The 26,595-nt window shown below is 71.4% G+C and carries 20 protein-coding genes and 1 pseudogene; 11 read left to right on the top strand and 10 right to left on the bottom strand.

All coding sequences use genetic code 11. The features are described 5' to 3' along the window. The first annotated feature begins 32 nt into the window (after nt 1–32). Nucleotides 33–365 carry a TcmI family type II polyketide cyclase gene (locus ACZ6S6_RS23110; RefSeq protein WP_362959280.1) on the top strand — a complete coding sequence of 111 codons (333 nt, stop codon included), beginning with the start codon at nt 33–35 and terminating at the stop codon, nt 363–365. Nucleotides 366–452: 87 nt separating this feature from the next. Here the strand turns inward: ACZ6S6_RS23110 and ACZ6S6_RS23105 are convergent, their stop codons facing one another. The 3 genes from ACZ6S6_RS23105 to ACZ6S6_RS23095 all read right to left on the bottom strand — a co-directional run bounded on the left by ACZ6S6_RS23105 (nt 453) and on the right by ACZ6S6_RS23095 (nt 4,416). Then, the gene (locus tag ACZ6S6_RS23105) at nt 453–1,520 is read right to left on the bottom strand and encodes a methyltransferase (RefSeq protein WP_469706789.1); all 1,068 of its coding nucleotides are present in this window, start codon (nt 1,518–1,520) and stop codon (nt 453–455) included. Between the two features lie 35 nt (nt 1,521–1,555). After that, complete coding sequence (locus ACZ6S6_RS23100; RefSeq protein WP_469706788.1) at nt 1,556–2,629, bottom strand: right-handed parallel beta-helix repeat-containing protein; 1,074 nt, start codon at nt 2,627–2,629, stop codon at nt 1,556–1,558. Nucleotides 2,630–2,787: 158 nt separating this feature from the next. Continuing rightward, a complete protein-coding gene (locus ACZ6S6_RS23095; protein WP_362959271.1) occupies nt 2,788–4,416 on the bottom strand; it encodes an acyl-CoA synthetase in 1,629 nt (542 codons plus the stop codon). 164 nt (nt 4,417–4,580) lie between these two features. Here ACZ6S6_RS23095 and ACZ6S6_RS23090 point away from each other — a divergent pair, with 164 nt between their 5' ends. The 7 genes from ACZ6S6_RS23090 (at nt 4,581) to ACZ6S6_RS23060 (ending at nt 12,535) form a co-directional block, all read left to right on the top strand. Beyond that, a complete protein-coding gene (locus ACZ6S6_RS23090; protein WP_362959268.1) occupies nt 4,581–5,381 on the top strand; it encodes a crotonase/enoyl-CoA hydratase family protein in 801 nt (266 codons plus the stop codon). Nucleotides 5,382–5,396: 15 nt separating this feature from the next. Beyond that, nucleotides 5,397–6,347, top strand: a complete 951-nt coding sequence (locus ACZ6S6_RS23085) for a Zn-ribbon domain-containing OB-fold protein (RefSeq protein WP_362959265.1) — start codon at nt 5,397–5,399, stop codon at nt 6,345–6,347. After that, the gene (locus tag ACZ6S6_RS23080) at nt 6,348–7,400 is read left to right on the top strand and encodes a thiolase domain-containing protein (protein WP_362959262.1); all 1,053 of its coding nucleotides are present in this window, start codon (nt 6,348–6,350) and stop codon (nt 7,398–7,400) included. After that, the gene (locus ACZ6S6_RS23075; protein WP_362959259.1) at nt 7,393–8,559 is read left to right on the top strand and encodes a thiolase domain-containing protein; all 1,167 of its coding nucleotides are present in this window, start codon (nt 7,393–7,395) and stop codon (nt 8,557–8,559) included. The genes ACZ6S6_RS23080 and ACZ6S6_RS23075 overlap by 8 nt, the downstream gene beginning before the upstream one ends. 394 nt (nt 8,560–8,953) lie before the next feature. After that, nucleotides 8,954–9,361: an ACT domain-containing protein gene (locus tag ACZ6S6_RS23070; RefSeq protein ID WP_469706787.1), complete on the top strand. Its 408-nt coding sequence runs from the start codon at nt 8,954–8,956 to the stop codon at nt 9,359–9,361. A gap of 136 nt (nt 9,362–9,497) precedes the next feature. Further along, nucleotides 9,498–9,998 carry a hypothetical protein gene (locus ACZ6S6_RS23065; protein WP_024489433.1) on the top strand — a complete coding sequence of 167 codons (501 nt, stop codon included), beginning with the start codon at nt 9,498–9,500 and terminating at the stop codon, nt 9,996–9,998. Between the two features lie 143 nt (nt 9,999–10,141). Further along, the gene (locus ACZ6S6_RS23060) at nt 10,142–12,535 is read left to right on the top strand and encodes a glycoside hydrolase family 95 protein (protein WP_469706786.1); all 2,394 of its coding nucleotides are present in this window, start codon (nt 10,142–10,144) and stop codon (nt 12,533–12,535) included. Here ACZ6S6_RS23060 and ACZ6S6_RS23055 read toward each other — a convergent pair. Beyond that, nucleotides 12,511–14,724 carry a terpene synthase family protein gene (locus ACZ6S6_RS23055; protein WP_362959249.1) on the bottom strand — a complete coding sequence of 738 codons (2,214 nt, stop codon included), beginning with the start codon at nt 14,722–14,724 and terminating at the stop codon, nt 12,511–12,513. The two genes, ACZ6S6_RS23060 and ACZ6S6_RS23055, sit on opposite strands and share 25 nt — an antisense overlap. Nucleotides 14,725–15,128: 404 nt before the next feature. Here ACZ6S6_RS23055 and ACZ6S6_RS23050 point away from each other — a divergent pair, with 404 nt between their 5' ends. Beyond that, nucleotides 15,129–16,460, top strand: coding sequence for an N-acetylmuramoyl-L-alanine amidase (locus ACZ6S6_RS23050; RefSeq protein ID WP_362959246.1), 1,332 nt, complete (start codon nt 15,129–15,131; stop codon nt 16,458–16,460). Between the two features lie 92 nt (nt 16,461–16,552). Here the strand turns inward: ACZ6S6_RS23050 and ACZ6S6_RS23045 are convergent, their stop codons facing one another. Beyond that, complete coding sequence (locus tag ACZ6S6_RS23045) at nt 16,553–17,689, bottom strand: aminoglycoside phosphotransferase family protein (protein WP_362959244.1); 1,137 nt, start codon at nt 17,687–17,689, stop codon at nt 16,553–16,555. A gap of 231 nt (nt 17,690–17,920) precedes the next feature. Here ACZ6S6_RS23045 and ACZ6S6_RS23040 point away from each other — a divergent pair, with 231 nt between their 5' ends. Continuing rightward, nucleotides 17,921–19,420 carry a DNA-binding protein NsdB gene (locus tag ACZ6S6_RS23040; RefSeq protein ID WP_469706785.1) on the top strand — a complete coding sequence of 500 codons (1,500 nt, stop codon included), beginning with the start codon at nt 17,921–17,923 and terminating at the stop codon, nt 19,418–19,420. A 112-nt stretch (nt 19,421–19,532) separates the two neighbouring features. On the opposite strand, the gene ACZ6S6_RS23035 is transcribed toward ACZ6S6_RS23040, so the two are convergent. Continuing rightward, nucleotides 19,533–20,990 carry a PP2C family protein-serine/threonine phosphatase gene (locus ACZ6S6_RS23035; RefSeq protein WP_469706784.1) on the bottom strand — a complete coding sequence of 486 codons (1,458 nt, stop codon included), beginning with the start codon at nt 20,988–20,990 and terminating at the stop codon, nt 19,533–19,535. 555 nt (nt 20,991–21,545) lie between these two features. Here ACZ6S6_RS23035 and rpmG point away from each other — a divergent pair. After that, nucleotides 21,546–21,710: a 50S ribosomal protein L33 gene (gene rpmG, locus ACZ6S6_RS23030; RefSeq protein ID WP_362959235.1), complete on the top strand. Its 165-nt coding sequence runs from the start codon at nt 21,546–21,548 to the stop codon at nt 21,708–21,710. 210 nt (nt 21,711–21,920) lie between these two features. On the opposite strand, the pseudogene ACZ6S6_RS23025 reads toward rpmG, so the two are convergent. From ACZ6S6_RS23025 to ACZ6S6_RS23010, 4 genes and pseudogenes are all read right to left on the bottom strand, one after another. Then, nucleotides 21,921–22,668, bottom strand: a pseudogene (locus ACZ6S6_RS23025) (YoaK family protein). Nucleotides 22,669–22,839: 171 nt separating this feature from the next. Beyond that, complete coding sequence (locus ACZ6S6_RS23020) at nt 22,840–24,213, bottom strand: cryptochrome/photolyase family protein (protein WP_469706783.1); 1,374 nt, start codon at nt 24,211–24,213, stop codon at nt 22,840–22,842. A 69-nt stretch (nt 24,214–24,282) separates the two neighbouring features. After that, complete coding sequence (locus ACZ6S6_RS23015; protein ID WP_469706782.1) at nt 24,283–25,818, bottom strand: SDR family oxidoreductase; 1,536 nt, start codon at nt 25,816–25,818, stop codon at nt 24,283–24,285. A 95-nt stretch (nt 25,819–25,913) separates the two neighbouring features. Further along, nucleotides 25,914–26,531, bottom strand: coding sequence for an RNA polymerase sigma factor (locus tag ACZ6S6_RS23010; protein ID WP_469706781.1), 618 nt, complete (start codon nt 26,529–26,531; stop codon nt 25,914–25,916). Nucleotides 26,532–26,595: the final 64 nt, after the last annotated feature.

Below are 26,595 nucleotides of genomic sequence, written 5' to 3'. Positions count from 1 at the left end.
GGCCGGACCGGGTACCAGAAAGGCACCCCCCGATGCACCACGCCCTGATCGTCGCCCGGATGGCGCCGGAGTCGGCGCCGGACATCGCCGAACTGTTCGCCGCCTCCGACAGCAGTGAGCTGCCGCACCTGGTCGGCGTCACCCGGCGCAAGCTGTTCCAGTTCGGCGACGTCTACCTGCACATGATCGAGTCCGAGCGCCCGCCGGGTCCGGAGATCGCCAAGGTGACCGAGCACCCGGAGTTCAGGGGTCTCAGCGACCGGCTCACCGCCTTCATCAGCCCGTACGACCCGCAGACCTGGCGGGGGCCGAAGGACGCGATGGCCCAGGAGTTCTACCGCTGGGAGCGCGACACTTCCGCCTGAGGACGACGATCGCCCCGGGTCCGGCCGTGAGGCCGGGCCCGGGGCGAATCGCGTGCTGCCCGGAGCGTGCCGCCCGGACCGGGGAGGTCAGTCCGGGACCACGCACTCGAACGCGTGGAGGTAGGGGTTGACCGGCCGGATCTCGCCGATGAGCAGCCCGGCCTCCGACAGCCGGTCGACCAGGCTCTGCCGGGTGTGCTTGGCGCCGCCGACGTTCAGGAGCAGCAGCAGGTCCATGGCGGTGGTGAACCGCATCGAGGGGGTGTCGTCGACGAGGTTCTCGATGACGACGACCCGGGCGCCGGGACGCGCCGCCGCGACGACGCTCCGCAACGCCCGGCGGGTGCTGTCGTCGTCCCACTCCAGGATGTTCTTGATGATGTAGAGATCGGCCGCCACCGGGATGCCCTCACGGCAGTCCCCGGACACGATGGCCGCCCGGCCGGCGAGCGGGCCGCCGTCCCGCAGCCGTTCGTCGGCCCGTGCCACCACACCCGGCAGATCCATCAGGGTGCCGCTCACCGACGGGTGCTTCTCCAGCAGGCTCGCCAGTACGTGCCCCTGACCGCCGCCGATGTCGGCGACCGCGGACACTCCGGTGAGGTCGAGGAGCGCGGCGACGTCCAGCGCGGACTGCACGCTGGACGTCGTCATGGCCCGGTTGAACACCTGGGCCGACTCGTGCGCGTCCTGGTGGAGGTAGTCGAAGAACTCCTTGCCGTGGGTGTCCTCGAAGACGTTGCCGCCGGAGCGCACCGCGTCGTCCAGCCGGGGCCAGACGTCCCAGGTCCAGGGTTCGGTGCACCACAGCGAGATGTACCGGAGGCTGTTCGGGTCGTCCTCGCGCAGCAGCCGTGACATCTCGGTGTGGGCGAACGCGCCGTCCGCGGTCTCGGTGAAGACGCCGTAGCAGGACAGTGCGCGCAGCAGCCGCCGCAGCGGTTCGGGTTCGGCCTTCACCACCGCGGCCAGCTCGGCGGCGGTGGCGGGCGTCTCGCCCAGCGCGTCGGCGACACCGAGCCGGGCCGCGGCGCGCACGGCCGCGGCGCAGGCGGCGCCGAACACGATCTCGCGCAGCCGCATCGCCGGCTGTGGACCGGCGACGGGCCGGACGGGAGTGCCGGCGGGGGTGGGGGTGGTACTCACGGTGGTCATGCCGTCTCGCTTCTCCTCGTACGGGGGTGCAACGGTCAGCACATTCCGGCCGGTGCGGACGTCGTGCAGACGTTGCCGGTGAAGTCGTTGCCCGTGCCGGTGTCCTCGTCGGCCAGGTCGGCCGGCTGGTTGCCCGTGACCACGTTGCCGCTGATGGTGTTGTCGGTGTTCTTCGCTCCGACGAAGCTCTTGAACAGCACGACGCCGCCCGAGAGCGGTGTGGCGCCCACGTTGTCGCGGATCACGTTGGACCGCACCTGGGTGGTCTCGGTGCCGGTGAGGACGATTCCGGAGCCCTGGATCGCGGGCAGCCGGTCGGTGGCGGCACAGAACTTGTTGTTCCCGGTGATCCGGTTGGACCGGATGGTCATGGCGCCGGCCTTCGGCGTTCCCTCGTCGCCCACGACGAACACGCCGCTGCAGTTGGCGGTGATGGTGTTGTCGCTGACGGTCAGATTCCGCACGCGCCGTGCGGTGAACCCGATCCGGTTGTCGGTCAGCGTGTTGCCCCGGACCTGAGTGCCCAGGGTGTCGGTGGCGCCGCCCTCCTCGTCGACGGTGTTGGCGACGAAGATGCCCGCGTCGCCGTTGGAGCGGGCGGTGTTGTCGCGGATGTCGGACCGGGTGGAGTGCTGCTGGGCGATGCCCCAGGTGCCGTTGGACCCGGCGGTCACCTCCCGGACGTCCAGCCGGTCGGTCCAGGAGGCCCAGACACCGTTCGCGGCGAACCCCGTGACGGCCAGGGACCGGACGGACACGTTGTCCACGGTGTGCTGGGCCGTTCCCAGGACGCAGATGCCGTTGCCGGCTTTCACGCACGCGTTGTCCGGCTGCGCGCGGCTGGTGCCCGGCACGATGACCGTACGGTCCCCGGAGCCGCGCAGGGTCAGTCCGGGCGTGCTGATCAGCACGCTCTCGCGGTAGGTGCCGGGCCGGACGACGATGGTGTCACCGGGCTGTGCGGCGTCCACCGCTGCCTGGATCGACTGGCCCGGATACACCACATGGCCCCCGGCGGCAGCGGCCGACGCGGACGGTACGGCCGTGCCCAGTCCGGCGGCCGAGACGGCTGCGATGCTCACGAGACAGGTCAAGTGTCGTTTCCTCATGAGCCGAAGCTATGGGCGATCACCCCCCGATGCCACGCAGGGTGAGCGGTTGGGTACGGGACGTGCCCGAATGGCTTACGCCGCCGCCCGTGCCCCGCGTCCGCGGTGGACGCGGGGCCGCGCACTCGGGTGATTCGGTGCCGGGCCCGCGCACCCCGTCAGGCGTCGGCCGGACGGGTGGGCGCGACGACCGAGCGGGCCCACCGGTAGTCGGCCTTGCCGCTGGGGGAGCGCCGGATCTGCGGGGCGATCACCAGGTGGCGCGGGATCTTGTAGCCGGCCAGCCGCGACCGGCAGTGCGCCTGGACGTCGTCGAGCGAGGGGGCCTCGGCGCCCTCGCGCAGCTGCACCACCGCGGCGACCTGGCTGCCCCAGCGTGCGTCGGGCGCGCCGGCGACCAGCGCGTCGTACACGTCCGGATGGGCCTTGAGCGCCTGCTCGACCTCCTCCGGGTACACCTTCTCGCCCCCGGTGTTGATGCACTGCGAACCCCGGCCGAGCACCGTGACGATGCCGTCGGCGTCGACCGTCGCCATGTCGCCGAGCAGCACCCACCGCTCCTCGCCCTTGCGGAAGAACGTCTCCGCGGTCTTGCGCGGGTCGTTGTAGTAGCCGAGCGGCACATGGCCGCGCTGCGCGATCCGCCCCGGCACGCCCGGCTCCACCGGCTCGTACGTCGCCGGGTCGACCACCGCCGTACGGGAGTTCATCCGCAGCCGGAAGCCGTTCCGCGGCCCGGAGTCGGCCGTCGCGGTGCCGTTGAAACCCGACTCGGAGGAGCCGAAGTTGTTCAGCAGCATCACCGTGGGCACCAGCGCCTGGAACTCCGCCCGCACCGAGTCCGACATCACCGCGCCCGAGCTGGAGACGGAGAACATCGACGAGCAGTCGGTGCCCTTCAGCGGTCCCCTCAGCGCGTCGATCAGCGGGCGCAGCATCGCGTCGCCGACCAGCGACACGCTGGTGACCTTCTCCTTCTCGATGGTGCGAAGCACCTCGTGCGGCACGAACTTGCGGTGCACCACGACCCGCTGCCCGAAGTTGAAGCCGATGAACGCCGTGAGCGTCGAGGTGCCGTGCATCAGCGGGGGAGTGGGGAAGAAGGTGATGCCGTCCCCGCCCGCGGCCACCCGCTCGGCCAGCTCCTGCGGGGTCTTCACCGGCTCGCCGGTCGGCGCGCCGCCGCCGAGGCCGGAGAAGAAGAGGTCCTCCTGGCGCCACATCACACCCTTGGGCATGCCCGTGGTGCCGCCCGTGTAGATGATGAACTGGTCGTCGGGCGAGCGGGGGGCGAAGCCGCGCCCCGGATCCCCGGCGGCCTCGGCCGCCGCGAACGCGACGGCATCCGGGCCCGGTACCCCCTTCGCGGACGCGCCCACCCGGACGAGATGGCGGAGCTTCGGCGCCTGCGGCGCGGCGGCCGCGACGCGCTCGTCGAACTCGGCGTCGAAGACGAGCGCCGCCAGGTCCGCGTCCCGGTAGAGGTAGACCAGCTCCTCCTCCACGTACCGGTAGTTGACGTTGACCGGGACGATGCGCGCCTTCAGGCAGGCCAGGACCGTCTGGAGGTACTCGACGCCGTTGTACAGGTGCAGGCCCAGGTGCTCGCCGGGGCCGATCCCGGCCTCGGTCAGGTGATGGGCGACGCGGTTCGCGGCGGCGTCGAGCTCCGCGTAGGTGAGCCTGCGCTCGGCGCCCGTTCCGGGATGGTCGAGGTAGACGAGCGCCTCGCGTTCCGGGACAGCGTCGACGACCGATTCGAACAGGTCGGCAAGGTTGTACTCCACCGTTCCTCCTGACCGCGGTTGCTGAGTGGCTCGGCGTCATTAGAGCGCCGACCGCCACAAGTGGGAAGGGGGCCCGTGAAGAAAACTGACTACCTGTCAGAAAACTATTGAACTGCCTCCCCAACTACTGCAACCTGTTCTAGCCTTGAGACGGGAGACACACCATGGGCGGTACGGAACACCTCACCGTGCAGCGCGAAGGCGCCACACTGGTACTCACCTTGAACAGGCCGCAGAGCAAGAACGCGCTCTCGCTGCCGATGCTGGTCGGCCTGTACGACGGCTGGCTGGCCGCCGACGCGGACGAGGAGATCCGCTCCGTCGTCCTCACCGGCGCCGGCGGCTGCTTCTGCGCCGGCATGGACCTCAAGGCCCTCGCCGGGGACGGCATGGACGGCGAGCAGTACCGGGACCGGATGACGGCCGACCCCGACCTGCACTGGAAGGCCATGCTGCGCCACCACCGCCCCCGCAAACCGGTCATCGCCGCCGTCGAGGGCCACTGCGTGGCGGGCGGCACCGAGATACTCCAGGGCACCGACATCCGCATCGCCGGCGAGAGCGCCACCTTCGGCCTCTTCGAGGTCAGGCGCGGCCTCTTCCCCATCGGCGGCTCGACCGTACGGCTGCCCCGCCAGATCGCCCGGACCCACGCACTCGAAATGCTGCTCACCGGCCGCCCGTACGACGCCGCGGAAGCGGCCCGGATCGGGCTGATCGGCCGGGTCGTCCCCGACGGCACCGCACTGGAAGCGGCCCTCGCCGTGGCCGAACAGATCAACGCCTGCGGCCCGCTCGCCGTCGAAGAGGTCAAGGCATCGGTGTACGAGACCGCGGAGATGACCGAGACCGAGGGCCTCGCCGCCGAACTGAAGCGCGGCTGGCCCGTCTTCGCCACCGCCGACGCCAAGGAGGGCGCCCGCGCCTTCGCCGAGAAGCGCCCGCCCGTCTACCGGCGGGCCTGAACCAAGGAGGCAACCGTGCCCGACGTCCTCAGCGCACCGCTGGTGGTCGAATTCCCCTTCACCCGCTCCCTCGGCCCGGTCCAGAGCGCCTTCCTCACCGGACTGCGCGAACGCACCGTGCTCGGTGTACGGACCGGTGACGGCAAGGTCCTGGTCCCGCCCGTCGAGTACGACCCCGTCACCGCGGAGGAGATCCACGACCTGGTGGAGGTCGCCGCCACCGGCACGGTCACCACCTGGGCCTGGAACCCGCGGCCCCGCCGCGGCCAGCCCCTGGACACCCCCTTCGCCTGGGTGCTCGTACGGTTCGACGGAGCCGACACCGCACTCCTGCACGTCCTGGACGCACCCGGACCCGAAGCCGTCCGCACCGGCATGCGCGTACGCGTCCGCTGGGCCGCGAACCGCACCGGCGCCATCACGGACATCGCCTGCTTCGAACCGTACGGGAGCGAAGCCGGCGAACCCGCCGAACCCGCGCCGCACAACGGCGAGTTCGCCGAACCCGTCACCGGCATCGTCACCCCCGCCCGCCTCGACTACACCTACACCCCGGGCCGCGCCCAGAGCGCCTACCTCGAAGCGCTGGAGAGCCGGCGCGTCGTCGGCGAGCGCTGCCCGTCCTGCCGCAAGGTGTACGTTCCGCCCCGCGGCGCCTGCCCCACCTGCGGCGTCGCCACCGACGAACGGGTCGAGGTCGGACCGCGCGGCACGGTCACCACCTACTGCGTCGTCAACATCAAGGCCAAGAACCTCGACATCGAGGTTCCCTACGTCTACGCGCACATCGCCCTGGACGGCGCCGACCTCGCCCTGCACGCACGGATCGGCGGCATCCCCTACGACCAGGTGCGGATGGGCCTGCGCGTCGAGCCCGTATGGACCGAGGGCAGCCGCCATCCCGACCACTACCGGCCGACCGGTGAACCGGACGCCGACTACGACGCGTACAGGGAGCTGGTCTAGATGCGGGACGTAGCGATCGTCGCCTTCGCGCAGACCGACCACCTGCGGCGCACCGACGAACTCTCCGAAGTCGAGATGCTGATGCCCGTCCTGCACCAGGTCCTCGACGCGACCGGCCTGCGGACCAGCGACATCGGCTTCACCTGCTCGGGCTCCAGCGACTACCTCGCGGGCCGCGCCTTCTCCTTCACCATGGCGCTCGACGGCGTGGGCGCGCACCCGCCGATCTCCGAGTCCCATGTGGAGATGGACGGGGCCTGGGCCCTGTACGAGGCCTGGGTGAAGATCCAGACCGGCGAGGCGGACACCGCACTCGTCTACGCGTACGGGAAGTCCTCGCCCGGCCAGGTGCGCGACGTACTCACCCGGCAGCTCGACCCGTACTACACCGCACCGCTGTGGCCCGACCCCGTCGCGCTCGCCGCGCTCCAGGCCCAGGCCCTCATCGACGCGGGCGACACCGACGAGGCCGCGCTCGCGGCCATCGCCGCCCGCAGCCGCGAGGCCGCATCGGACAACCCGCACGCCCAGCTCAGCGGCTCCGTGCCGGCCGGCGACTACCTCGTGCGGCCGCTGCGCACCGGCGACTGCCCGCCCATCGGCGACGGCGCCGCCGCCGTCATCCTGGCCGCCGGGGACACCGCGCGGGCGCTGTGCGAGCGGCCCGCCTGGATCCGCGGCATCGACCACCGCATCGAGGCCCACGGTCTCGGGGTGCGCGAGCTGACCGAGTCACCGTCGACCCGGCTCGCCGCCGAACGGGCCGGGGTCTTCGAACGGCCCGTCGACACCGCGGAGCTGCACGCTCCGTTCAGCTCCCAGGAAGTGGTGCTGCGCAAGGCGCTCGGGCTCGACGACCGGGTCCGGGTGAACCCGTCGGGCGGCGCGCTCGCCGCCAACCCGCTGATGGCCGCCGGGCTGATCCGCCTCGGCGAGGCCGCCGCCCGCATCCACCGCGGCGAGTCCGACCGGGCGCTCGCCCACGCCACGTCCGGCCCCTGCCTCCAGCAGAACCTGGTCGCCGTCCTCGAAGGGGAGAGCACCCATGCCTAAGGAGCCCGTGGCCGTCGTCGGCATCGGCCAGACCAAGCACGTCGCCGCCCGCCACGACGTCTCCCTCGCCGGACTCGTCCGCGAGGCCGCCGTGGCCGCCCTCCAGGACGCCGGCCTGACCTGGGCGGACATCGACGCCGTGGTCATCGGGAAGGCCCCCGACTTCTTCGAGGGCGTGATGATGCCGGAGCTCTACCTCGCCGATGCCCTCGGCGCGGTCGGCAAACCGATGCTGCGGGTCCACACCGCGGGATCGGTCGGCGGCTCGACGGCGCTCGTCGCCGCGAACCTCGTGGCCGCACGCGTGCACCGCACCGTCCTCACCCTCGCCTTCGAGAAGCAGTCGGAGTCCAACGCGATGTGGGGCCTCTCGCTGCCCATCCCGTTCCAGCAGCCCCTGCTGGCCGGTGCGGGCGGATTCTTCGCCCCGCACGTGCGCGCCTACATGCGGCGTACCGGGGCGCCCGACACCGTCGGCTCCCTCGTCGCCTACAAGGACCGGCGCAACGCGCTGAAGAACCCGTACGCGCACATCCACGACCCGGACATCACCCTGGAGAAGGTCCAGTCCGCACCGATGCTCTGGGACCCCATCCGCTACTCGGAGACCTGCCCGTCCTCCGACGGGGCCTGCGCGATGATCCTCACCGACCGCACCGGCGCGGACCGTTCACCGCACCCGCCCGCCTGGGTGCACGGGGGCGCGATGCGCAGCGAACCGACCCTCTTCGCCGGCAAGGACTTCGTGTCGCCGCAGGCCGGCAAGGACTGCGCGGCCGATGTCTACCGGCAGGCCGGGATCAGCGACCCGCGCCGGGAGATCGACGCCGTCGAGATGTACGTCCCGTTCTCCTGGTACGAGCCGATGTGGCTGGAGAACCTCGGCTTCGCGGACGAGGGCGAGGGCTGGAAGCTCACCGAGGCCGGAGTCACCGAACTCGACGGCGACCTGCCGGTGAACCCCTCGGGCGGGGTGCTCTCCACCAATCCCATCGGCGCCTCCGGAATGATCCGCTTCGCGGAGGCGGCACTCCAGGTACGGGGACAGGCGGGGGAGCACCAGGTGGACGGCGCGCGCCGGGCGCTCGGCCACGCCTACGGCGGCGGGGCGCAGTTCTTCTCGATGTGGCTGGTCGGGGCCGAACCGCCCACGCGCTGACCGCCCCTTCCCGGACAGGCCGTGCCACCGCGTCCCGCGGCCTGTCCGGTAGGGGACGCCGGCGACGACTGGGTCGGCCCGGCCGGCCGACCCGTTCACGGCCACAGCAGCTCACGCGGGAGCGGCAGCTGAGCCGGGTGTGCTCGCGCTGCGGATCTCCCTGCCTGAACTCCACGCTCCGCGGCCGCACGGTGTGCGGCGTCCAGCCCGGCCGGCCCGACCCGCTGGGTCCGTGACCGGCCAGCCCTGCTCGGCCAGGTCCCGGCACCCGCCGGCTGGACGGCCGACGGGTGCGGACCTCGCCGCCGTACGGTCCCTGCGCGCCGCCGCACAACCGCGCCCGTGTCGCCCGCCATCACGAGCGACACCGCACGCCGTAGGTAGCGTGGTGGGTGTGACCGCCGAGAGTGATCTTCGAACCCTGCTGAGCGACCTGCGCCCGGAGCTGCACCCCGGCCGCTACGTCTTCGCGACCGTGCCCGACGGCGTAGTGCCCGCCGGAGCGGTTCCCGTCGTCACGGTCGGTGAGGCCGAGGGGCTCACGCTGGTGCTCCCCGAGGCGCAGGCCGTGGCGGCCGGACTTGACCACTCCTACCCGGCGGGCTGGATCACCCTCCGTGTGCACTCCTCGCTGGACGCCGTGGGGCTGACCGCCGCGGTGTCCCTCGCCCTCACCGACGCGGGGATCAGCTGCAATGTGGTGGCCGGATTCCACCACGACCACCTCTTCGTCCCGCACGGCCGGGCCGCCGAGGCCGTCGCCGTACTGGGGGCACTGGCCGCGGAGTCGGACGCGGGGTGACAGGATGCGCAGGGCCGGCGTCCCCGGGAGCGCCCGCGTACCCTGCCTGGGCAGCGGGACATCCGGGCGGGCGGGCGCCTCCGGTGCCGTCCGGGCCCGGCTCCGCGACGTGAGCCCGGCCACGTAACATGTCCGCATGTCCTTCCTCCGCCGCCGTAGCGCCGCCACACCCGCGGGCCCCGACTTCGACGTCCTGGCCATGGACCCGGGGGACTGGCCCGGAAACCTCGGCGCCGGTCTGCTGCCCGCCCCCGACGGGAGCTGTCAGGGCGTCTTCCTCCGTTACGACCTGTTCGGCGGCCGCGGCCCCGCGATGATCATCGGTAATCTCCCGGAGGGCTCGCCCGCCCGCGAGACCGAGGAGGGCCAGGTCCCCTTCGAGGTGGCCCAGCTGCTGCTCGCGCTGGAGAACGACGAGCCGGTCGAGGTCACCGGGACCGAGGACATGCCCGTGATGCAGGGAGACAACCTGCTGATCGTCCGCCGCGTCAGGCTCTCCGAGAGCCGGATCGCCTGTGTCCAGTTCGACCGCAGCGACGGCGTGCTCGTCACCATCGCCAGCTGGGACCGTCCGATCACCGACGATCTGTACACCCTCCTGAAGCCGCTGCCCGCGGAACTCTTCCAGCAGGGCTGAGCCGGCACTCGCGGGCCCGTCGCGTGGCCCGCCGTCCGGTCCGTTGACGGCACTTCCGTCCAGGTACACACGGCCTCCGTCCAAGAGGCTGTTCTGTCATGCGTCTTGTCCCGGTAGTCGTCGGACCTCTAGCGTCGTTCGGCATGACATCCGGGATGACGCGACGCACCACAGTGAAGACAGTGATCGGCGCAACAGGAGCTCTGACGCTCGGAGTTCCGGCTCTCGCCGGTACGGCAGCGGCAGTCGGTACCTCCGATGAATCCGCGAAGGTGAGAGGCACGGAGGAGCTGCCGAACCCGGTCCTCCACTACCTCGCACCCGCCTCCGACTGGGAGAGCGAATCCCTGCCCATCGGGGGCGGGGCCCTCGGCGCGAGCGTCCACGGCACGCTCGCCACCGAACGTCTCACCTTCAACGAGAAAACCCTGTGGTCCGGCGGACCCGGCTCGGCCGAGGGGTACGACTTCGGGAACTGGACCGCCCCCAGGCCCGACGCCCTCGCCGACGTCCGCCGGCGTCTCGACACCGAGGGCGCCCTCGGCCCCGACGCCGTGACCGCCGAACTCGGCCAGGGGCGCCGGGGCTACGGCGCCTACCAGGTCTTCGGGGACCTGCTGATCGACGTGCCGGGCGCTCCGGCCACCCCCGACGCCTCCTACCGCCGCGGCCTGGACCTGCGCACCGCCCTCGCGACCGTCGGCTACACCCGGGAGGGGACCGCCCACAGCAGGGAGTACTTCGTCTCGCACCCGGGCGGGGTCATCGGCGGACGGTTCACGGCGGACCGGCCGGGGCAGGTGACCCTCACCCTGCGCTACACCTCGCCGCGCGGCGACTTCACCGCCTCCGCCACCGGCGACCGGCTCACCGTACGCGGAGCGCTCCAGGACAACGGGCTCCGCTTCGAGGCCCAGATCCGGGTCCGCACCGAGGGCGGCACCGTCACTGCCGGCGCCGACGGCAGCCTCACCGTCACCGGCGCCGACAGCGCCTGGTTCTTCCTCGCCGCGGGCACCGACTACGCGGACACCTATCCGGCCTACCGGGGCGACGATCCGCACGACGCGGTCACCGCCGCCGTCGACGCCGCGGCCGGAGCCTCGTACGAAAGCGTCCGCGACACCCATGTGGCCGACCACCGCACCCTCTTCGACCGGGTGGCGCTCGACATCGGCCAGCAACTGCCCGACCGGCCCACCGACCAGCTGCTCAGCGGGTACACCGGAGGGGACAGCCCCGCGGACCGGGCCCTGGAGGCGCTCTTCTTCCAGTACGGGCGCTACCTGCTGATCGCCTCCTCGCGCGAGGGCTCGCTGCCCGCCAACCTCCAGGGCGTCTGGAACAACTCCACCACCCCGCCCTGGTCCGCCGACTACCACACCAACATCAACCTCCAGATGAACTACTGGCTCGCCGAGGTCACCAACCTCGCCGAGACCACCGCTCCCTACGACCGCTACATCGAGGCCATGCGCGAGCCGGGCCGCAGAACGGCGACGGAGATGTTCGGGACCGCCGGCTGGGTCGTGCACAACGAGACCAACCCGTACGGCTTCACCGGTGTCCACGACTACTCCACCTCGTTCTGGTTCCCCGAGGCCGCCGCCTGGCTCACCCAGCAGATGTACGAGCACTACCGGTTCAGCGGCTCCACCGCCTATCTGCGCTCCACCGCCTACCCGGCGATGAAGGAGGCCGCCGAGTTCTGGCTGGCCAATCTGCGCACCGACCCGCGTGACGGGCTCCTCGTCGTCACCCCGAGCTACTCGCCCGAGCACGGGGACTTCACCGCCGGCGCCGCGATGTCCCAGCAGATCGTCCACGACCTCCTCACCAACACCCTGGAGGCCGCCCGCACCCTCGGTGACGCGGCAGCCTTCCGCGGCAGGCTGGAGACGGCCCTGGACCAGCTCGACCCCGGTCTGCGGACCGGTTCCTGGGGCCAGCTCCAGGAGTGGAAGGCCGACCGGGACGACCCGGCCGACGACCACCGTCACGTCTCCCACCTCTTCGGTCTCCACCCCGGCCGGCAGATCGAGGCCGGGAGCGGCTGGGCCGAAGCGGCCAAGGTCTCCCTCGGCGCCCGCGGTGACGGCGGAACCGGCTGGTCCAAGGCCTGGAAGATCAACTTCTGGGCGCGGCTGCGCGACGGCGACCACGCCCACAAGATGCTCGCGGAGCAGCTCAAGAACTCCACCCTGCCCAACCTCTGGGACACCCACCCGCCGTTCCAGATCGACGGGAACTTCGGTGCGGCGTCAGGCGTCGCGGAGATGCTGCTGCAGAGCCAGCACGACACCGTCGAGATCCTCCCCGCCCTCCCGGCCGGCTGGCCGGACGGATCGGTACGCGGCCTGCGCGCCCGGGGCGGATTCACCGTCGACATCGAATGGGCCGCGGGGACGGCCCGCCGTGTGGTGATCACGGCGAGCCGCACCCGCGAGGTGACCATCAGCAGCACCCTGTTCGCGAGCGGCGATAGGACCTTCAGGGCGAGTGCCGGACAGAGCTACACACTGACCCCCGAGGGCTGAGCGAAGAACGAGGTCACCCGAGCCGCAGAGGTACCGGGCCCCGTGGGACCACTCAGGTGCCACGGGGCCGCCGTGCCCCGCCGCAGATCCTCCTCGCGGTAGCGCCGGCAGCCCCGGTGCCAGATCAGGATGCCCGCGATCCAGTGCTTCAGCTCCTGCACATAGCCGGCGAGGATCTCCCGCGCCTCGTCGTCCAGGTCGAAGTCGTCGTACAGCACCGGGAGTTCGTGCTCGGCGACATGCAGGAACTGCCGCAGCCGCGACTTCATCAGGTCGTACACGAGCCGCATCCCGGTCGGGTAGTCCACCCCGAAGAAGTTCTGCACCACCAGAACGCCGTTGTGCACCTCACCCTCGTACTCGATCTCCTTCTGGTACGAGAACAGGTCGTTGAGCAGCGCGGCGTAGTCCGCCGCGGCGTTCTCCAGGGAGCGCAGCGGGCCGCTGTCGTAGATCTCCGCAGGCACCTTCCTGCCGTGCCCGAGGCGGCACAGACTCATCGTCAGATCCGAACCGAAGGTCATGCGCCGCATCTCGACATAGTCCACCGGATCGGGGATCCGGTTCTGCGCCTGGTTCGCCAGCTCCCACACCCAGCTCGCCGTCATGTCCTCGATGCAGGTACGGAAGGCACGCCGGCCGCTGTCGTCCAGGGGCGCCGCCGTGCGCTCCCACAGATCGGCCAGCCCGCGTTCCAGCGCGTTGACCGGCTCGGGCGCCGCCGTGCCGTCCAGCGGCATGAACTGCGAAAGACGCGCGTTGGCCACCTTGGCCCCCGTGAGGTCACGGGCCCGCCCGTGCACCACCGGGAACCAGTCGTCGCCGTAGGTCCCCCAGGCCAGCCACTGCGAGGACAGATCGAGCTCGTCCGGGGTGGCGTCGGGGTGGATCCCGGCCGCGCACAGCGGAAGGTCGATCGCCAGCAGCCGTGCCTCGTCCCAGATGTGCGAGCCCGGCACCCCCGGCTGCGCCTCCAGGATGCCCATCCGGGACGACCAGTCGACGAGCCGCAGCCGGGCCCCGTCCAGATGCGGACTGAGCGTCGTGCCGAACGGCAGGTCGAAGTCGGGCAGCAGGGACGGGCCGACGTGCTGGTAGGGCAGATAGGTGAGACTCCGCAGCCTGGCCGCCTCCGAACGGGGAGTGAACCGGATCGACGCGGCCGCCATCCCGAAGCCCGGCGTCGCCCGCTCGGCCCCTCCGCCGTTCATGTAGCGGCTGGAGCGCATGTGCCACTCGTGGCCGCCGGACTGCCAGTCCTGGAGGCCCTTGACATAGGCCAGGACCGCAGCGGTCTGCGCGGGGTCAAGGCCCTTCTCGGCGCAGAGCGGACCGAGTTCGGTGAGCGCGGTGTTCTCGAACTGCTGAAGCCGCGACGTCAGCAGATCGTTCACCGCATCGGCGGCTTCCTGCGTCGAGCAGCCCAGGAAGTGCTCAAGGACCAGCACGCCGTTGCTGTTCTCGCCCTCGTCCTCGACCTCACGCTGGTACGAGAAGAGGTCGTTGCGCAGATGGACACCGTCGGAGAAGGCGTCCCGCAGCACGCGCAGCGCCCGTTCACCGGCCACCGCGGCCGGCACCTCGGCGCCGGCCGCGTACTCCACCAGCCCCGCCGACCACGGGGCACCGCCCACTTTGCGGCGCATCTCGATGTACTCGACGGGGTTCGCGATACGGCCCTCGTTGATGTTCGAGAGCTCCCACAGCGACTCGTTGAGCAGGTTCTTCGTCGCCTCGGCGAACCGCACCCGCCAGGCGTCGGACATGCCGGGCACGGTCCGCGCCCACAGGTCGGCCAGCCCCGCTTCCACCGGGTTCGCCGGCTCGGGCGTCGGAGCACCGCGCTCCATCGGCATGAAGGCGGGCAGCCGGTCCAGATACCGCTTGCCGCCCTCCCGGTCCGGGGTGCGCTTGAACAGCTCCAGGAAGTGGTCGTCGAAGAAGAAGACCCACACATACCAGTCGGTCACCAGCGACAACGCCTCGGCCGAGCAATCGGGGTGGGTGTACGCGCACAGCAGTGCGTAGTCGTGGGAGTCAAGGTCCTTCTCGTCCCAGATACCCGATCCCTCCAGCATCCCTATGGCCCGCGCCCACACTTTGGTGTGTTGTCGGGCCTCCTCGAGATGAGGATTGAGCCGCGCCGGATACGGAACATAGAAGTCCGGCAGGGTGAAGGGCTGAGCCATGTGCGTCCGGCCTTTCGGAGAGCCTCCGCGTGAGCGTCACGCGGTTCGGTCGTGTCCGCGCGAGCACTACCCTTCGGCCGTTCGGGGCACACGCAACGGCGATTAGTCACACAAGAAGTGCGCTCGTTCGAGGGGCGATCCACCGTTTCGCGGGCAGGCCGGCCGCTCCGTAGAACTCAGGTAACGCGGCACTGTCAGAAAGGCGTTGCCCATTTGCCCTTCGCAGGTCAGCGGCCCTGCCACTGGTCTGGTCCACTGGCTCGACCCGCGGCCCCCGCCGCGCTCTTGACGTGCTCTCACCTCAGGTCACAGAGTGTGCGCGCACAACGGAACAGAGAGATCGGAACACGAACACCTCTCGATACGAACAGCTCGGAAGACGCACAGCTCCAAGAAGGGTTGTCATGACGTCCAAGCAGAGGACCGGACTCGCGGTCGCGTTCACCACCGTCGGCGCGCTGAGTCTCGCGCTGCTCAGTCCCGCGGCGCAGGCCGGTGCGGACGGGGTGCGGCCGGAGTGCCCGCGCGGCCTGGAGTGCGACTGGGTCCCGGCGGCCTACCAGCAGACCGGCGACCCGGCCGACAAGGAGACGTACGGCAACTACGACACCGCGGACCGGCCGCACACCAACAAGATCAAATTCATCGTCCTCCACGACACCGAGGAGGATTTCGACACCACCCTGGACATCTTCCGGAACCCGCTGAAGCAGACCTCGGCCCACTACGTGGTGCGCTCCGGCGACGGCCACGTCACCCAGATGGTGAAGAACAAGGACGTCGCCTGGCAGGCCGGGAACTGGTACCTCAACTCCAACTCCATCGGCATCGAGCAGGAGGGCGTCGCCGTCGACGGCGCCAAGTGGTACACCCCCGAGATGTACCGCTCGACCGCCGCACTGGTGCGCTACCTCGCCGCCAAGTACGACATCCCGCTCGACCGCCAGCACATCATCGGCCACGACGGGGTACCGCCCACCAGCGCCGCCGGCGCCGCGAGCATGCACTGGGACCCGGGCACCTACTGGGACTGGAACCGTTTCATGGCGCTCCTCGGCAGGCCCACCGTGCCGACGGCCCGCAAGAGCAGCGAACTGATCACCGTCAGCCCGCGGTTCAAGGACAACAAGCAGGCGTTCCGCGACTGCGAGAAGGGCGTCGATCTGCCCGTGCAGGGCTCCAGCGCCGTCCCGCTCCACACGGAGCCGGCCGCCGACGCACCGCTCTTCTCCGACCCCGGACTGCACACGGACGGTTCGCCCGGCACCAACTGCGCCGCCGACTGGGGCAGCAAGATCAGCGCCACCCAGCAGGCCGTCGTCGCCGGCCACGCGCCCGGCTGGACGGCGATCTGGTGGTCCGGCCGGAAGGCCTGGTTCGAGACCCCGGCCCGCACCCGCACCACCACCCCCACCACGGGCTATGTCGTGAGGCCGAAGGCGGGCAGGGCCGAGGTGCCGGTGTACGGCGTGGCCTACCCGGAGAAGTCCGAGTACCCCGCCGGCTTCGCGGACCAGCGGGTGGGCACACCGCTCCAGTACACGATCAAGGCGGGGCAGTCCTACCCCGGCGGCGGCGAGGCCCCCACCGGCTTCTTCTACGCGCCGACGATCGATGCCTCCTACCCCCTGGACCACTCGTTCTTCCGGGGCAAGGAGAAGTACGTGACCGTCCAGATCGGCCACCGCATCGCCTTCGTGAAGGCCGCTGACGTGGACATCGTCCGCGCGCACTGAGAGTGCGCCCGTCCGGCGGCGGGCACACCAAAGCGCGCTGCGGGCCCGGTGTGTCGGCACCGGACCCGCAGCGCGCATCCCCGCGGGGAAGGTCAGCGAGTGCCGACCGCGGCTCGTACGGCCCGCCTGGCCATCGCGCAGTCGTCGTGCAGCCGGCGCAGCAGCAGACGCTGCTCCTCGCCCGACGACAGCGCGCCCGGCCGGTCGTGACCGGCCCTGGGGCCCGAGGTGTCCCGCATGGCCCGCTGCACGGCCGTCTCGTAGGTGCGGATCTCCCGTGTCAGTACGAGCATCAGATTGACCAGGAAGGCGTCCCTCGCCGCCGGACCCGCGACCTGGGCGAGCTGGCTGATCTGACGCCGGGCCACCGGCGCGTCACCCAGCACCGCCCACAGTGTCGCCAGGTCGTATCCCGGCAGGTACCAGCCGGCATGCTCCCAGTCGACCAGGACCGGACCGGTGGGCGACAGCAGGATGTTGGAGAGCAGCGCGTCACCGTGACAGAACTGCCCCGCTCCCTGGCGGCCGCCCGCGTGGGCCAGACCGTGGAGGAGCTTCTGCAGATCACCCAGATCGCGGTCGGTGAACAGCCCCAGCTCGTGGTAGCGCGAGATGCGCGCCGCGTAGTCCAGCGGGGCGTCGAAGAGACCGGACGGCGGCCGCCAGGCGTTGACCCGGCTGACCGCACCGAGCACCGCCCGCAGATCCGCGCGCGGCGGCGCCTCCGACGGATGCCTGGTCAGCGCCGCCACCCGGCCGGGCATCCGTTCGATGACCAGGGTGCAGTTCTCCGGGTCCGCCGCGATGAGCCGGGGGACCCGTACCGGCGGGCGGTGCCGGACGAACGCCCGGTATGCCGCTATTTCGTGGCGGAACCGCTCCGACCACGCCGGGGAGTGGTCAAGTAAGCACTTGGCGACCGCGGTCGTACGCCCGGTGGAACCGACGAGCAGTACCGAACGGCCACTGCGCCGCAGCACCTGGACCGGGTTGAACTCCGGGCAGATCCGGTGCACCGAGGCGATGGCCATCCTCAGCTGCGCGCCCTGGGGACCGGACAGGTCCAGTCTCCCGCTGAGCGATTGAGTGCCCGGCCCCGCCATGCGCCGGGCCCGACCCATGCCGGGCGCGGGTCCAGCGGCGCGGGGGGCGAGATACGGTCCGCCGCCCGCCCCGAGGGGACGGAGCGGCCGGGGCGGGGCGGACACGGAGGACGATGCTGTGTACATGGGCGAGACAGATCCCTTCGTGCGCCGACAAGTTGCGTGCGCCGCCCCGGCCGGCGGCCGTTCGGCACCCTGGGGAGTACCTAGGGCTGCCGGGCGGGGTGGCGCTTTCCTACCTGACACCGGATCGCGGGTGGCAGACCATGTGGCGGACCCTGGCGAACCCTGGCGAATAGTCGCAGGGCATCTGACAGGGGGTTACTGTCAACACAGCCGAGAACCTGGGGGCTTGACGTGACCGGAGAACCCAACACCCGCCTGTCGGACCTGTTCGGCCTTGCCGGCTGGTCCAAGGGCGAACTCGCGAGAATGGTGAACAGGCAGGCGGCGGCCATGGGCCACCCCCAGCTCGCCACCGACACCTCGCGGGTGAGGCGCTGGATCGACATGGGGGAGTCCCCCCGTGATCCCGTGCCCACAGTGCTGGCAGCCCTGTTCACCGAGCGGCTCGGCCGTGTCGTGACCATCGAGGACCTCGGGTTCGGCCGGCGCGGGCGTGTGGGGAAACGGCGAGAGACCGGGACGGAGAACAATCCCGACCAGCTCCCCTGGGCGCCCGAGCGGACGGCAGCGGTCCTCACCGAATTCACGGGAATGGACCTCATGCTCAACCGACGCGGCTTGGTGAGCGCGGGCGCCGCGCTCGCCGCCGGCTCCACCATCGCCGGCCCCATGCACGACTGGCTGCACACCGACCCCGTACTGGCGGCCGACGCCCCACGCACCGACGACCCCGTGCACGCGGACCCGGCCGGTTTCGACCGGTACGAGGCCGCGCCCATCGGTTCGGAGGAGATCGAGGCGCTGGAGCACTCCGTGGAGGTGTTCCGCGCCTGGGACGCCTCCCGGGGCGGCGGCCTCCAGCGCAAGGCGGTGGTGGGCCAGCTCAACGAGGTGGGAGGCATGCTCTCCTACCGCCACCCCGACCATCTGCAGCGCCGCCTCTGGGGCGTGGCTGCCAACCTCGCCGTACTCGCGGGCTGGATGTCCCACGACATCGGCCTCGAACCAACGGCCCAGAAGTACTTCGTCATCGCGGCCCACGCGGCGCGCGAGGGCGGCGACCGGCCGCGCGCGGGGGAGGCCCTGTCCAGGGCGGCCCGCCAGATGGTCCACCTGGGCCGTCCCGACGACGCGCTCGACCTCATGAAGCTCGCCACGTCCGGCTCGGGCGACATGGTCCTGCCGCGCACCCAGGCGATGCTGCACACCATCGAGGCCTGGGCACAGGCCTCGATGGGACGGGGCCAGGCCATGCGACGCAGCCTCGGCAGGGCCGAGGAGCTGTTCGTCTCGGACAAGGGCAATGTCGAACCGCCCAGTTGGATGCAGATGTTCGACGAGGCGGATCTGCACGGGATGCAGGCACTGGCGTTCCGCACCCTGGCCGAGCACGAGCCCTCGGCGGCCGTCATGGCCCAGCGCCACGCGAAGCGGGCTCTCGAACTGCGGGTCAGCGGCCGTCAGCGGTCAAAGATCTTCGACTACATCTCGCTCGCCTCGGCGTGCTTCATCGCCGACGACCCCGAGCAGGCCGACCGCTACGCCCGGCTCGCCCTGGTGACGATGGGGGAGACCTCCTCGCACCGAACCTGGGACCGGCTGCACGAGATGTACCGGCTGACGGACCAGTTCGCGGGCTACGCGAAGATCGAGGACCTGCGCGAGGAGATCGAGCGCTCGCTGCCGCAGAGCTCCCTCATCAAGCAGCGGACGAGGAGTTCCGAGGTCTGACCCCAGGGCGCCACAAGGAAGAGGCGCCGTTCCTCAACACCTCCCGGACACCGCACCATGGGCAGCCGGGTGTTCTCCGTGTGCCCTTGCCTCTGCGCGCGGTGGGTGTGCCCTACGTCCCGATGCGGGCGATCAGCACACACGCGTCGTCCAGTCGCCGGGTGCCGCCGAACTCCTCGGCGACGGTCCGTACACAGTCCTGCGCCGTACGGGCCTCGGCGAAGCGCGGCGCGAGTGCGAGCAGCGCCTCGGTGCCCGGACGGAGGCCGCCCGGTCCGTCGCCGGTCCGGGCCAGTCCGTCGGTGTGGAGCACCAGCACATCACCGGGCAGCAGGTGCGCCTCATCCTGCTCGTAGGCGACCCCGGAGGCCGCTCCGAGCAGGACGCCGTCGGGCTGCGGGAGCGGGCGCCCGGTTCCGTCGCGGAAGAGCAGCGGAGCGGGGTGCCCGGCCTGCGCCCAGTCCAGGGTGCGGGTCCCGGGGTCGAACCGGCAGCACACCGCGCTGCCCAGAGCGGGCTGGATCGATGTCTCCAGTAACTGGTTCAGATGCCCCATCAGGGCCCCGGGGTCGATGCCGGCCACCGCCATGCCGCGCAGCGCACCGAGGATCATCGCCATGGCCGATGTGGCCCGGATGCCGTGACCGGTCAGATCGCCGACCGTGAGCAGCATCCTGCCGTCCGGCAGCTCCATGGCGTCGTACCAGCCGCCGCCGATCAGGTCGCTGGACTCGGAGGGCAGGTAGTGGGCCGCGATGTCCAGCGCTCCGGGCCCCTGGTCCGGGAGGCGCAGTGAACCCCGCCACGGCGGGAGCACGGCCTCCTGGAGCTCGACCGCGATGCGGCGTTCCGTCCGGTCGATGTGCTGCTGGCGACGGAGGGAGTCATGGGTGCGGCGCACCACCCGCTGGTTGCGCCGCAGCTCGCTGACGTCGCGCAGGACCGCCCACATGGAAGCGGTGCAGCCGTCCGCGTCGAGGACGGGCTCGCCCATCATGTGCAGCGTCCGTGTCCCCCCGTCGGCGCGCTGGATCCGGAACTCGCCGTCTATCGGCTTTCCGTCGACCAGGCAGTCCGTCACCAGAGCGGTGAGTACGGGCTGGTCCTCGGGGAACAGCACGGAAGGAAGGTCATCCAGCGAGAGCGGTCCGGCCTCCGCGGTCCGGCCGAAGATCTGGAGTAACTCGTCGGACCAGCTGACCGCGTCCGTCAGCAGATTCCACTCGGCGCTGCCCACCCGGCCGATCAGTGAATCCGCCCGCTCCTCGCCGGCGGCCCCCTGAACCGTTCCCAGCGACAGTTCGGCCGCGAGCTGTTCAACAGCCTCCGGCGGCAGACCCTCCTTGAGCTGTCCCAGGTGTGCGCCGAGATCATCCAGATGATGGACCGCCAGATCACAGAGCGCGCGCTGCCAGCGCATCTGCGGATCGTCCTCGTCGACCAGTACGGCGTCGCGCCGCACCGCGTCCACATCACCGCGCAGCCGGCGCGTCCGGTTGATCAAAGCGTCGACGGCATCGCGCTCGGGCGGCTGGGGGGCGGGGCGGTCCGCGGACAGATGGGACGGCATGACGTACTCCGATACAGGCGCGGTACAACCAGGTCTGAGGATGGACCGAATACGACTGTTGCACAGCCGGCTGGGGCCCGTAAGCGGTTTGGCAACACTCGATGCGTTCTTGCACCTGGCATATGTCAGCGGCTGAGTGTCGCCGTGATCTTTCGAACAGCCTTGCTTTTGGCGGGCGTTGAAGCAAGTGATCCGGCGCGCGGAAGCCTTCGGTGCGCCCGTTCGCGCCGGTGCCGCGCGGGGTGAACGGAACGCGCCGGGGCATATGCGGGCCGGGGATCCTGCGGGTGGCGAGGGATCCGGCCCGGGGGGTGTCGGGCCATGGGTCACGTTCCTCAGGAAGTCGTTCGCTGTGCCGGGCACTGCGGTCAACGATCGTGACGGCCACACGTGACGGCGCCGCCGAAGAGTACCGGCGATGCGCCGGCCCGCCCCGGTGCGCAGGCCCGGACCTGACGGGAATGCGGCCGGACGACCCGGCGTTGCACGAGCAGAACGAAAACGAATCCCGTTCCCATCAAGGAGCGGATTCGGTTCACGAGTACGGAGGTTCCCATGGCCCGAAGTGAAGCCCGTCCCGTCGTCACGCTCCGTTCGACCGCGGGAACGGGGCAGAGCTATGTGACGCGCAAGAGCCGTCGCAACAGCCCCGACCGGCTGGTCCTGCGCAAGTACGACCCCGCTGCCGGGCAGCACGTCCTCTTCCGCGAGGAGCGCTGACCGCCGAGCGGTTCACGGTTTCGCGGTTCGAGAGGGATCGCGGTACGAGGGGGAGGGGGCTTCGCGGCCGGATCGAGCGGTTCGACCGTCGCTACGGCACCGAGGCGTTCGCCGGCGAGAAGTGACGCGCATCGCCCGATCCGCGCGTCCGTGCCCCGGATCACAGTCCGGGGCCCTGACTCCCGGGAACACACGGTGATGGTTTATCGTTCACCTATATGTGATGGCGTGCTCGGCGTCCACACCAAGAACCGCCCCGGCTGGATTCCCCCGATCCGGCCGGGGCTTCCTTATGCCCGGACGCGGGACCCCCGCGGTTCCCGCACTCCGTTCCCGCACCCCGTTCCGGCTCACGCGCGCGGGCTCACCGCCGCCGTGGCGCGGCCTCCACCAGCAGCGCCGCCGCCGCGAGCGCGGCCGCCGCCACGGCCCCGGTGTCAGGCCGGCCGCGCACGGCCAGTGCGGTCACCGCAGCGCCCGCCACCACGGCGGCCAGCCGGCCGACCACCCAGCCGTCACCCCGCCGCCACGAGCCCACGGCCAGCCTGCCGACGAGTGACGTCAGCGTTCCGGTGAAGTAGTTCGTCGGCGTGGCGCGGATACGGCCCTGGATTCCCATCGCGAGCCCCATGAGAGCCAACAGGCCCAGCCGGTCCGCGTCCGACGTGATCAGACCCAGGCCCCACAGCACCGCACCCGCGGCGAGCAGCACCACCTCGACCGTCAGCATCAGCGGCAGCCGCCGCCAGATCCGCTCGCCCGTCACCGCGCCCCAGGCCACCCCGCAGCCGTACGAGGCGAGCGCCGTGACCACGCGCAGCGCCACTCCCTGCTCACCCGCCCCGGCGGCCGAGGCTCCCAGCAGGACCAGGTTCCCCGTCATCACCCCGGCGAAGACCTGGCCGACGCAGATGAACACGAACGCGTCCGCCGCCCCGGACGCCGCCGACAGGAGCAGCAGGGCCGTATGGCCGCGCGGCTCGTCCACGGTGTCACGGCCGGACGGGTCGGTGGATGCGGTGGAAGGCGGCATGGCCGCATCTTCGCTGGCGTCCGGCCCGGCGGGGCGTGTTGTCCCCGGTGCGGCGTGCCGCGCCCGCCGTCCGGCGCGGGACCGCGTCCGCGGAACTCACTCCAGACCGCGCGCCCGCCTGAACCGCGCCAGTCCGTCGGCCAGTTCCACCACCGGAGCCGGATACCCCAACCGGGCGCGCTCCGCACCGGGCAGCTTCCACGGCTCGTGCACGGCGGGTCCGGCCAGTGCCGCCAGCTCCGGGACCCACCGTCGTACGTAGTCGCCGTCCGGGTCGTAGCGCTTGGCCTGGAGCACGGGACTGAGCACCCGGTTGGGGCGGCTGTCCGTCCCCGTCCCGGCCATCCACTGCCAGTTGAGCTGATTGTTGGCGATGTCGCCGTCCACCAGCAGATCCAGGAAGTGCCGGGCGCCGACACGCCAGTCCACGTACAGGGTCTTGGTCAGGAAGCCCGCCGTGAGCAGCCGTCCGCGGTTGTGCATCCAGCCTTCGTGGCGCAGCTGGCGCATGGCGGCGTCGACCACGGGGTATCCGGTGCGCCCCTGCCGCCACGCCTCGGTCTCCTCGGCGGCCCCGGCCCCGGACCGCCAGTGATCGTGCCGGGTGCGGTAGTCCAGCCGGGCCGCCGCGGGCCTGGCCGCGAGGACCTGGTGATGGAACTCGCGCCAGCACAGCTGCCGGACGAACGCGTCGGCGCCGGCACCACCCGCCGCGCGGGCCCGGTGGATCAGTTCCACGGGGGACAGGGTGCCGAAGTGCAGATGCGGCGAGAGCCGGGACGTGGCGTCTCCTGGCAGATCGTCGTGGCGGTCCTCGTACGCCCCGAGCCCGTGGCGCCGCCAGGCCGTGAACCGCTTGCGGGCCTCCTGCTCACCGCCGTCGGCGAGCCCCGGCGAGACGCCGCGCACGGCGGCGCGGACCGGCACGTCCTCGGACCCCGGAGCGTCCGGCACCCGCACCGCACGCGGCGCACCGAAGGGATCACGCACCCGCTCCCCGGACCAGCGCCTGAAGTACGGGGTGAACACGGCGAAGTGGTCCGAGCCGGCGGGGGTCACAGCGCCGGGCGCGACCGCGGTGACCACGCCGTCGTGGACGTGCAGCCGTCCCCCGCCGGACTCCAGCGCCGCCCGCAGCCGTTCCTCGCGGCGACGGGCGTAGGCGCTGACCCCCGCGGCCAGATGGACGTCGCCCGCACCCGTCTCGGCGACGACCCGGCACACCTCGGCGACCACATCGCCCGAGCGGATCACCAGCCGGCCGCCCCGCTCACGCAGCCCCGCGTCGAGATCCCGCAGACAGTCGGCGAGGAAGGCGCGGCGGTTGGGGGCGCCGAACCCCGCCGCGTCGATCCCCGTGTCGCGGACGAACAGGGGCACGATCTCGTCCGAGGACGCGAGCGCGGCCCGCAACGGCGGATGGTCGTGCAGACGGAGATCGGCGGTGAAGAGGACGACCGCTACGGTCATGGCGCAACTCCCGGTCGGGGGCGTGGACGTACCTCTGTTCCGTCCGGAGGCCCTCGGCGGATGCAGCGCTCACCGGGACAGCGCGCCGCGTTCCTCCGCTCCCGGTGCGGACCGCACCTGCGCCGCTGCCCGTGCGATATTGCGGGCCATCCCGCCGAACACGATCGCGTGGAACGGCGACACGCTCCACCAGTACGCGTGGCCGAGCAGCCCGCGCGGATGGAACAGGGCCCGCTGCCGGTAGTGCGCCCGGCCCCGCTCGTCCCGTTCCGCGTACATCTCCAGCCACGCCGGACCGGGCAGCCGCATCTCCGCGCGCAGCCTCAGCAGACGACCGGGCTCGATCTCCTCGACCCGCCAGAAGTCCAGGGAGTCACCCACCCTGAGCCGGTCGGTGTCCCGCCGCCCGCGGCGCAGACCCACCCCTCCCACCAGCCGGTCGAGCCAGCCGCGCACGGCCCAGGCCAGCGGGAACGAGTACCAGCCGTGATCGCCGCCGATTCCCTCGATGACCCTCCACAGGGCCTCCGGCGACGCGTCGACGTCGAGTTCCCGCACATCCGTGTACAGACTGCCGCCGGCCCAGTCGGGGTCGGTGGGAAGTGGATCACTCGGCACTCCCGGCACCGACGCCGAGGACCACCGGGTGGTGACCCGGGCCTCGCGCACCCGCTGGAGGGCGAGGCGCAGGGCCCGCTCGAACGTGAAGGGCTGTTCCGGCCCGTCGGGCACGTACCGCACGATGTCGTGTTCCTGGCACACGACCTCGTACCGCAGCGACTCGGCGAGCGGCCGCGCGATCGACCGGGGAACAGGGGTGACCAGCCCGATCCAGTGGCTGGACAGCCGTGGGGTCAGCATCGGCACGGGCAGGATCAGCCGGTGCGGGAGGGCCGCGATCTCCGCGTACCGCTGCATCATCTCGCGGTACGTGACGATGTCCGGCCCCCCGATGTCGAAGGCACGGCTCACCTCACGGGGCATCCGGGCGCTGCCGACCAGGTAGCGCAGCACGTCCCGGATCGCGATCGGCTGGATCCGGGTCGACACCCAGCTCGGCGTCACCATGACCGGCAGCCGTTCCGTGAGATACCGCAGCATCTCGAAGGAGGCCGACCCGGATCCGATGATGACCGCGGCCCGCAGGGCAGTGGCCGGGACCCCGGAATCCAGCAGAATCCTGCCGACCTCGGCACGCGAGCGCAGATGCGGCGAGAGTTCCCGCTCGGGTACGCCGGGCGGCGTGAGACCGCCGAGGTAGACGATCCGGCCGACTCCCCGTGCGCGGGCCGACTCGGCGAAGACCGTGGCCGACGTCCTGTCCGTGTCCTCGAAGTCCGCACCGGTCGTCAGCGCGTGCACCAGGTAGTAGGCCACGTCGATGTCCGCCATGGCCGACGCGACCGAGGCCGCGTCGGTGACATCCCCCCGGACGACCTCCACGTCCCCGGCCCATGGGTAGTCCCGCAGCTTCTCCGGGCTGCGCGCCATGCAGCGGACCCGGTGCCCGGCCTCCAGGAGTTCGGGCACCAGCCGGCCCCCGATGTATCCGGTGGCCCCGGTCACCAGGCAGTGCAGGGACTTGTCCGTGGTGTTGCTCCTCATGGGATCTCCGCATCGGCTGGGGTGCTGCTCGGTTCACCGTGCCTCGTCGCCGCGCATCACGCTCTCCGGGCGGAGGTGGCACTGCGCCGTTGCGGCTACCGATCCGCGTCGCCGCCCGACATCGAACGCCGGATCCGGTGCAGCGCGCGGCGCACGTGGCTCTTGACCGTGCCGAGCGGGAGCCCTGTCAGCTCGGCGATGCGGGTCTGGGGGAGACCGTCGTAGTAGGCCATGTACAGGATGCGGCGCTGTACCTGGGGCAGCTTCCCCAGCTCCGTACCGACCAGGACCCGGTCCAGCGCCGACTCCGGACGCCCGGCCGCGCCGCTCTCGGTGAGCTGCAGCCGCGCCGCCGTCGCGGCTGCCAGTTCGCCGCGCCGGGTGCGGGCGGACAGCGCGTCGGCGATCTTGCGACGGGTGATGCCGACCAGCCAGCCGGGCAGCGGGCCGCGCTCGGGGCGGTAGCCGAGACGGCCGTGCCAGGCGGCCATGAAGACCTGCTGGGTGACGTCCTCGGCCTCACGGCTGTCGCCCAGGGACCGGGCCGCCAGGGAGTGCACGAGTGTGCCCCACCTCCGGTAGGCGGCGGCGAAACAGTCCTCGCTGCCGCGCAGCAGACCGGCGGCCAGCTCCTCGTCGGCGAGGTCCTGCGCGACGCACGGTCGCGGGCCCGGCCCGCCGGGCAGCGTGTCCTCGGGTGCGAGCGCGGTCATGGCTGTCCTTCCTCCGGGCACAGTGGCACGTCGGCTCGGCGTCGCGCCGACGACACTCCGGGCC

Source organism: Streptomyces sp. NPDC048671, from assembly GCF_055587045.1.
This window is presented reverse-complemented; position numbering and strand designations above follow the sequence as displayed.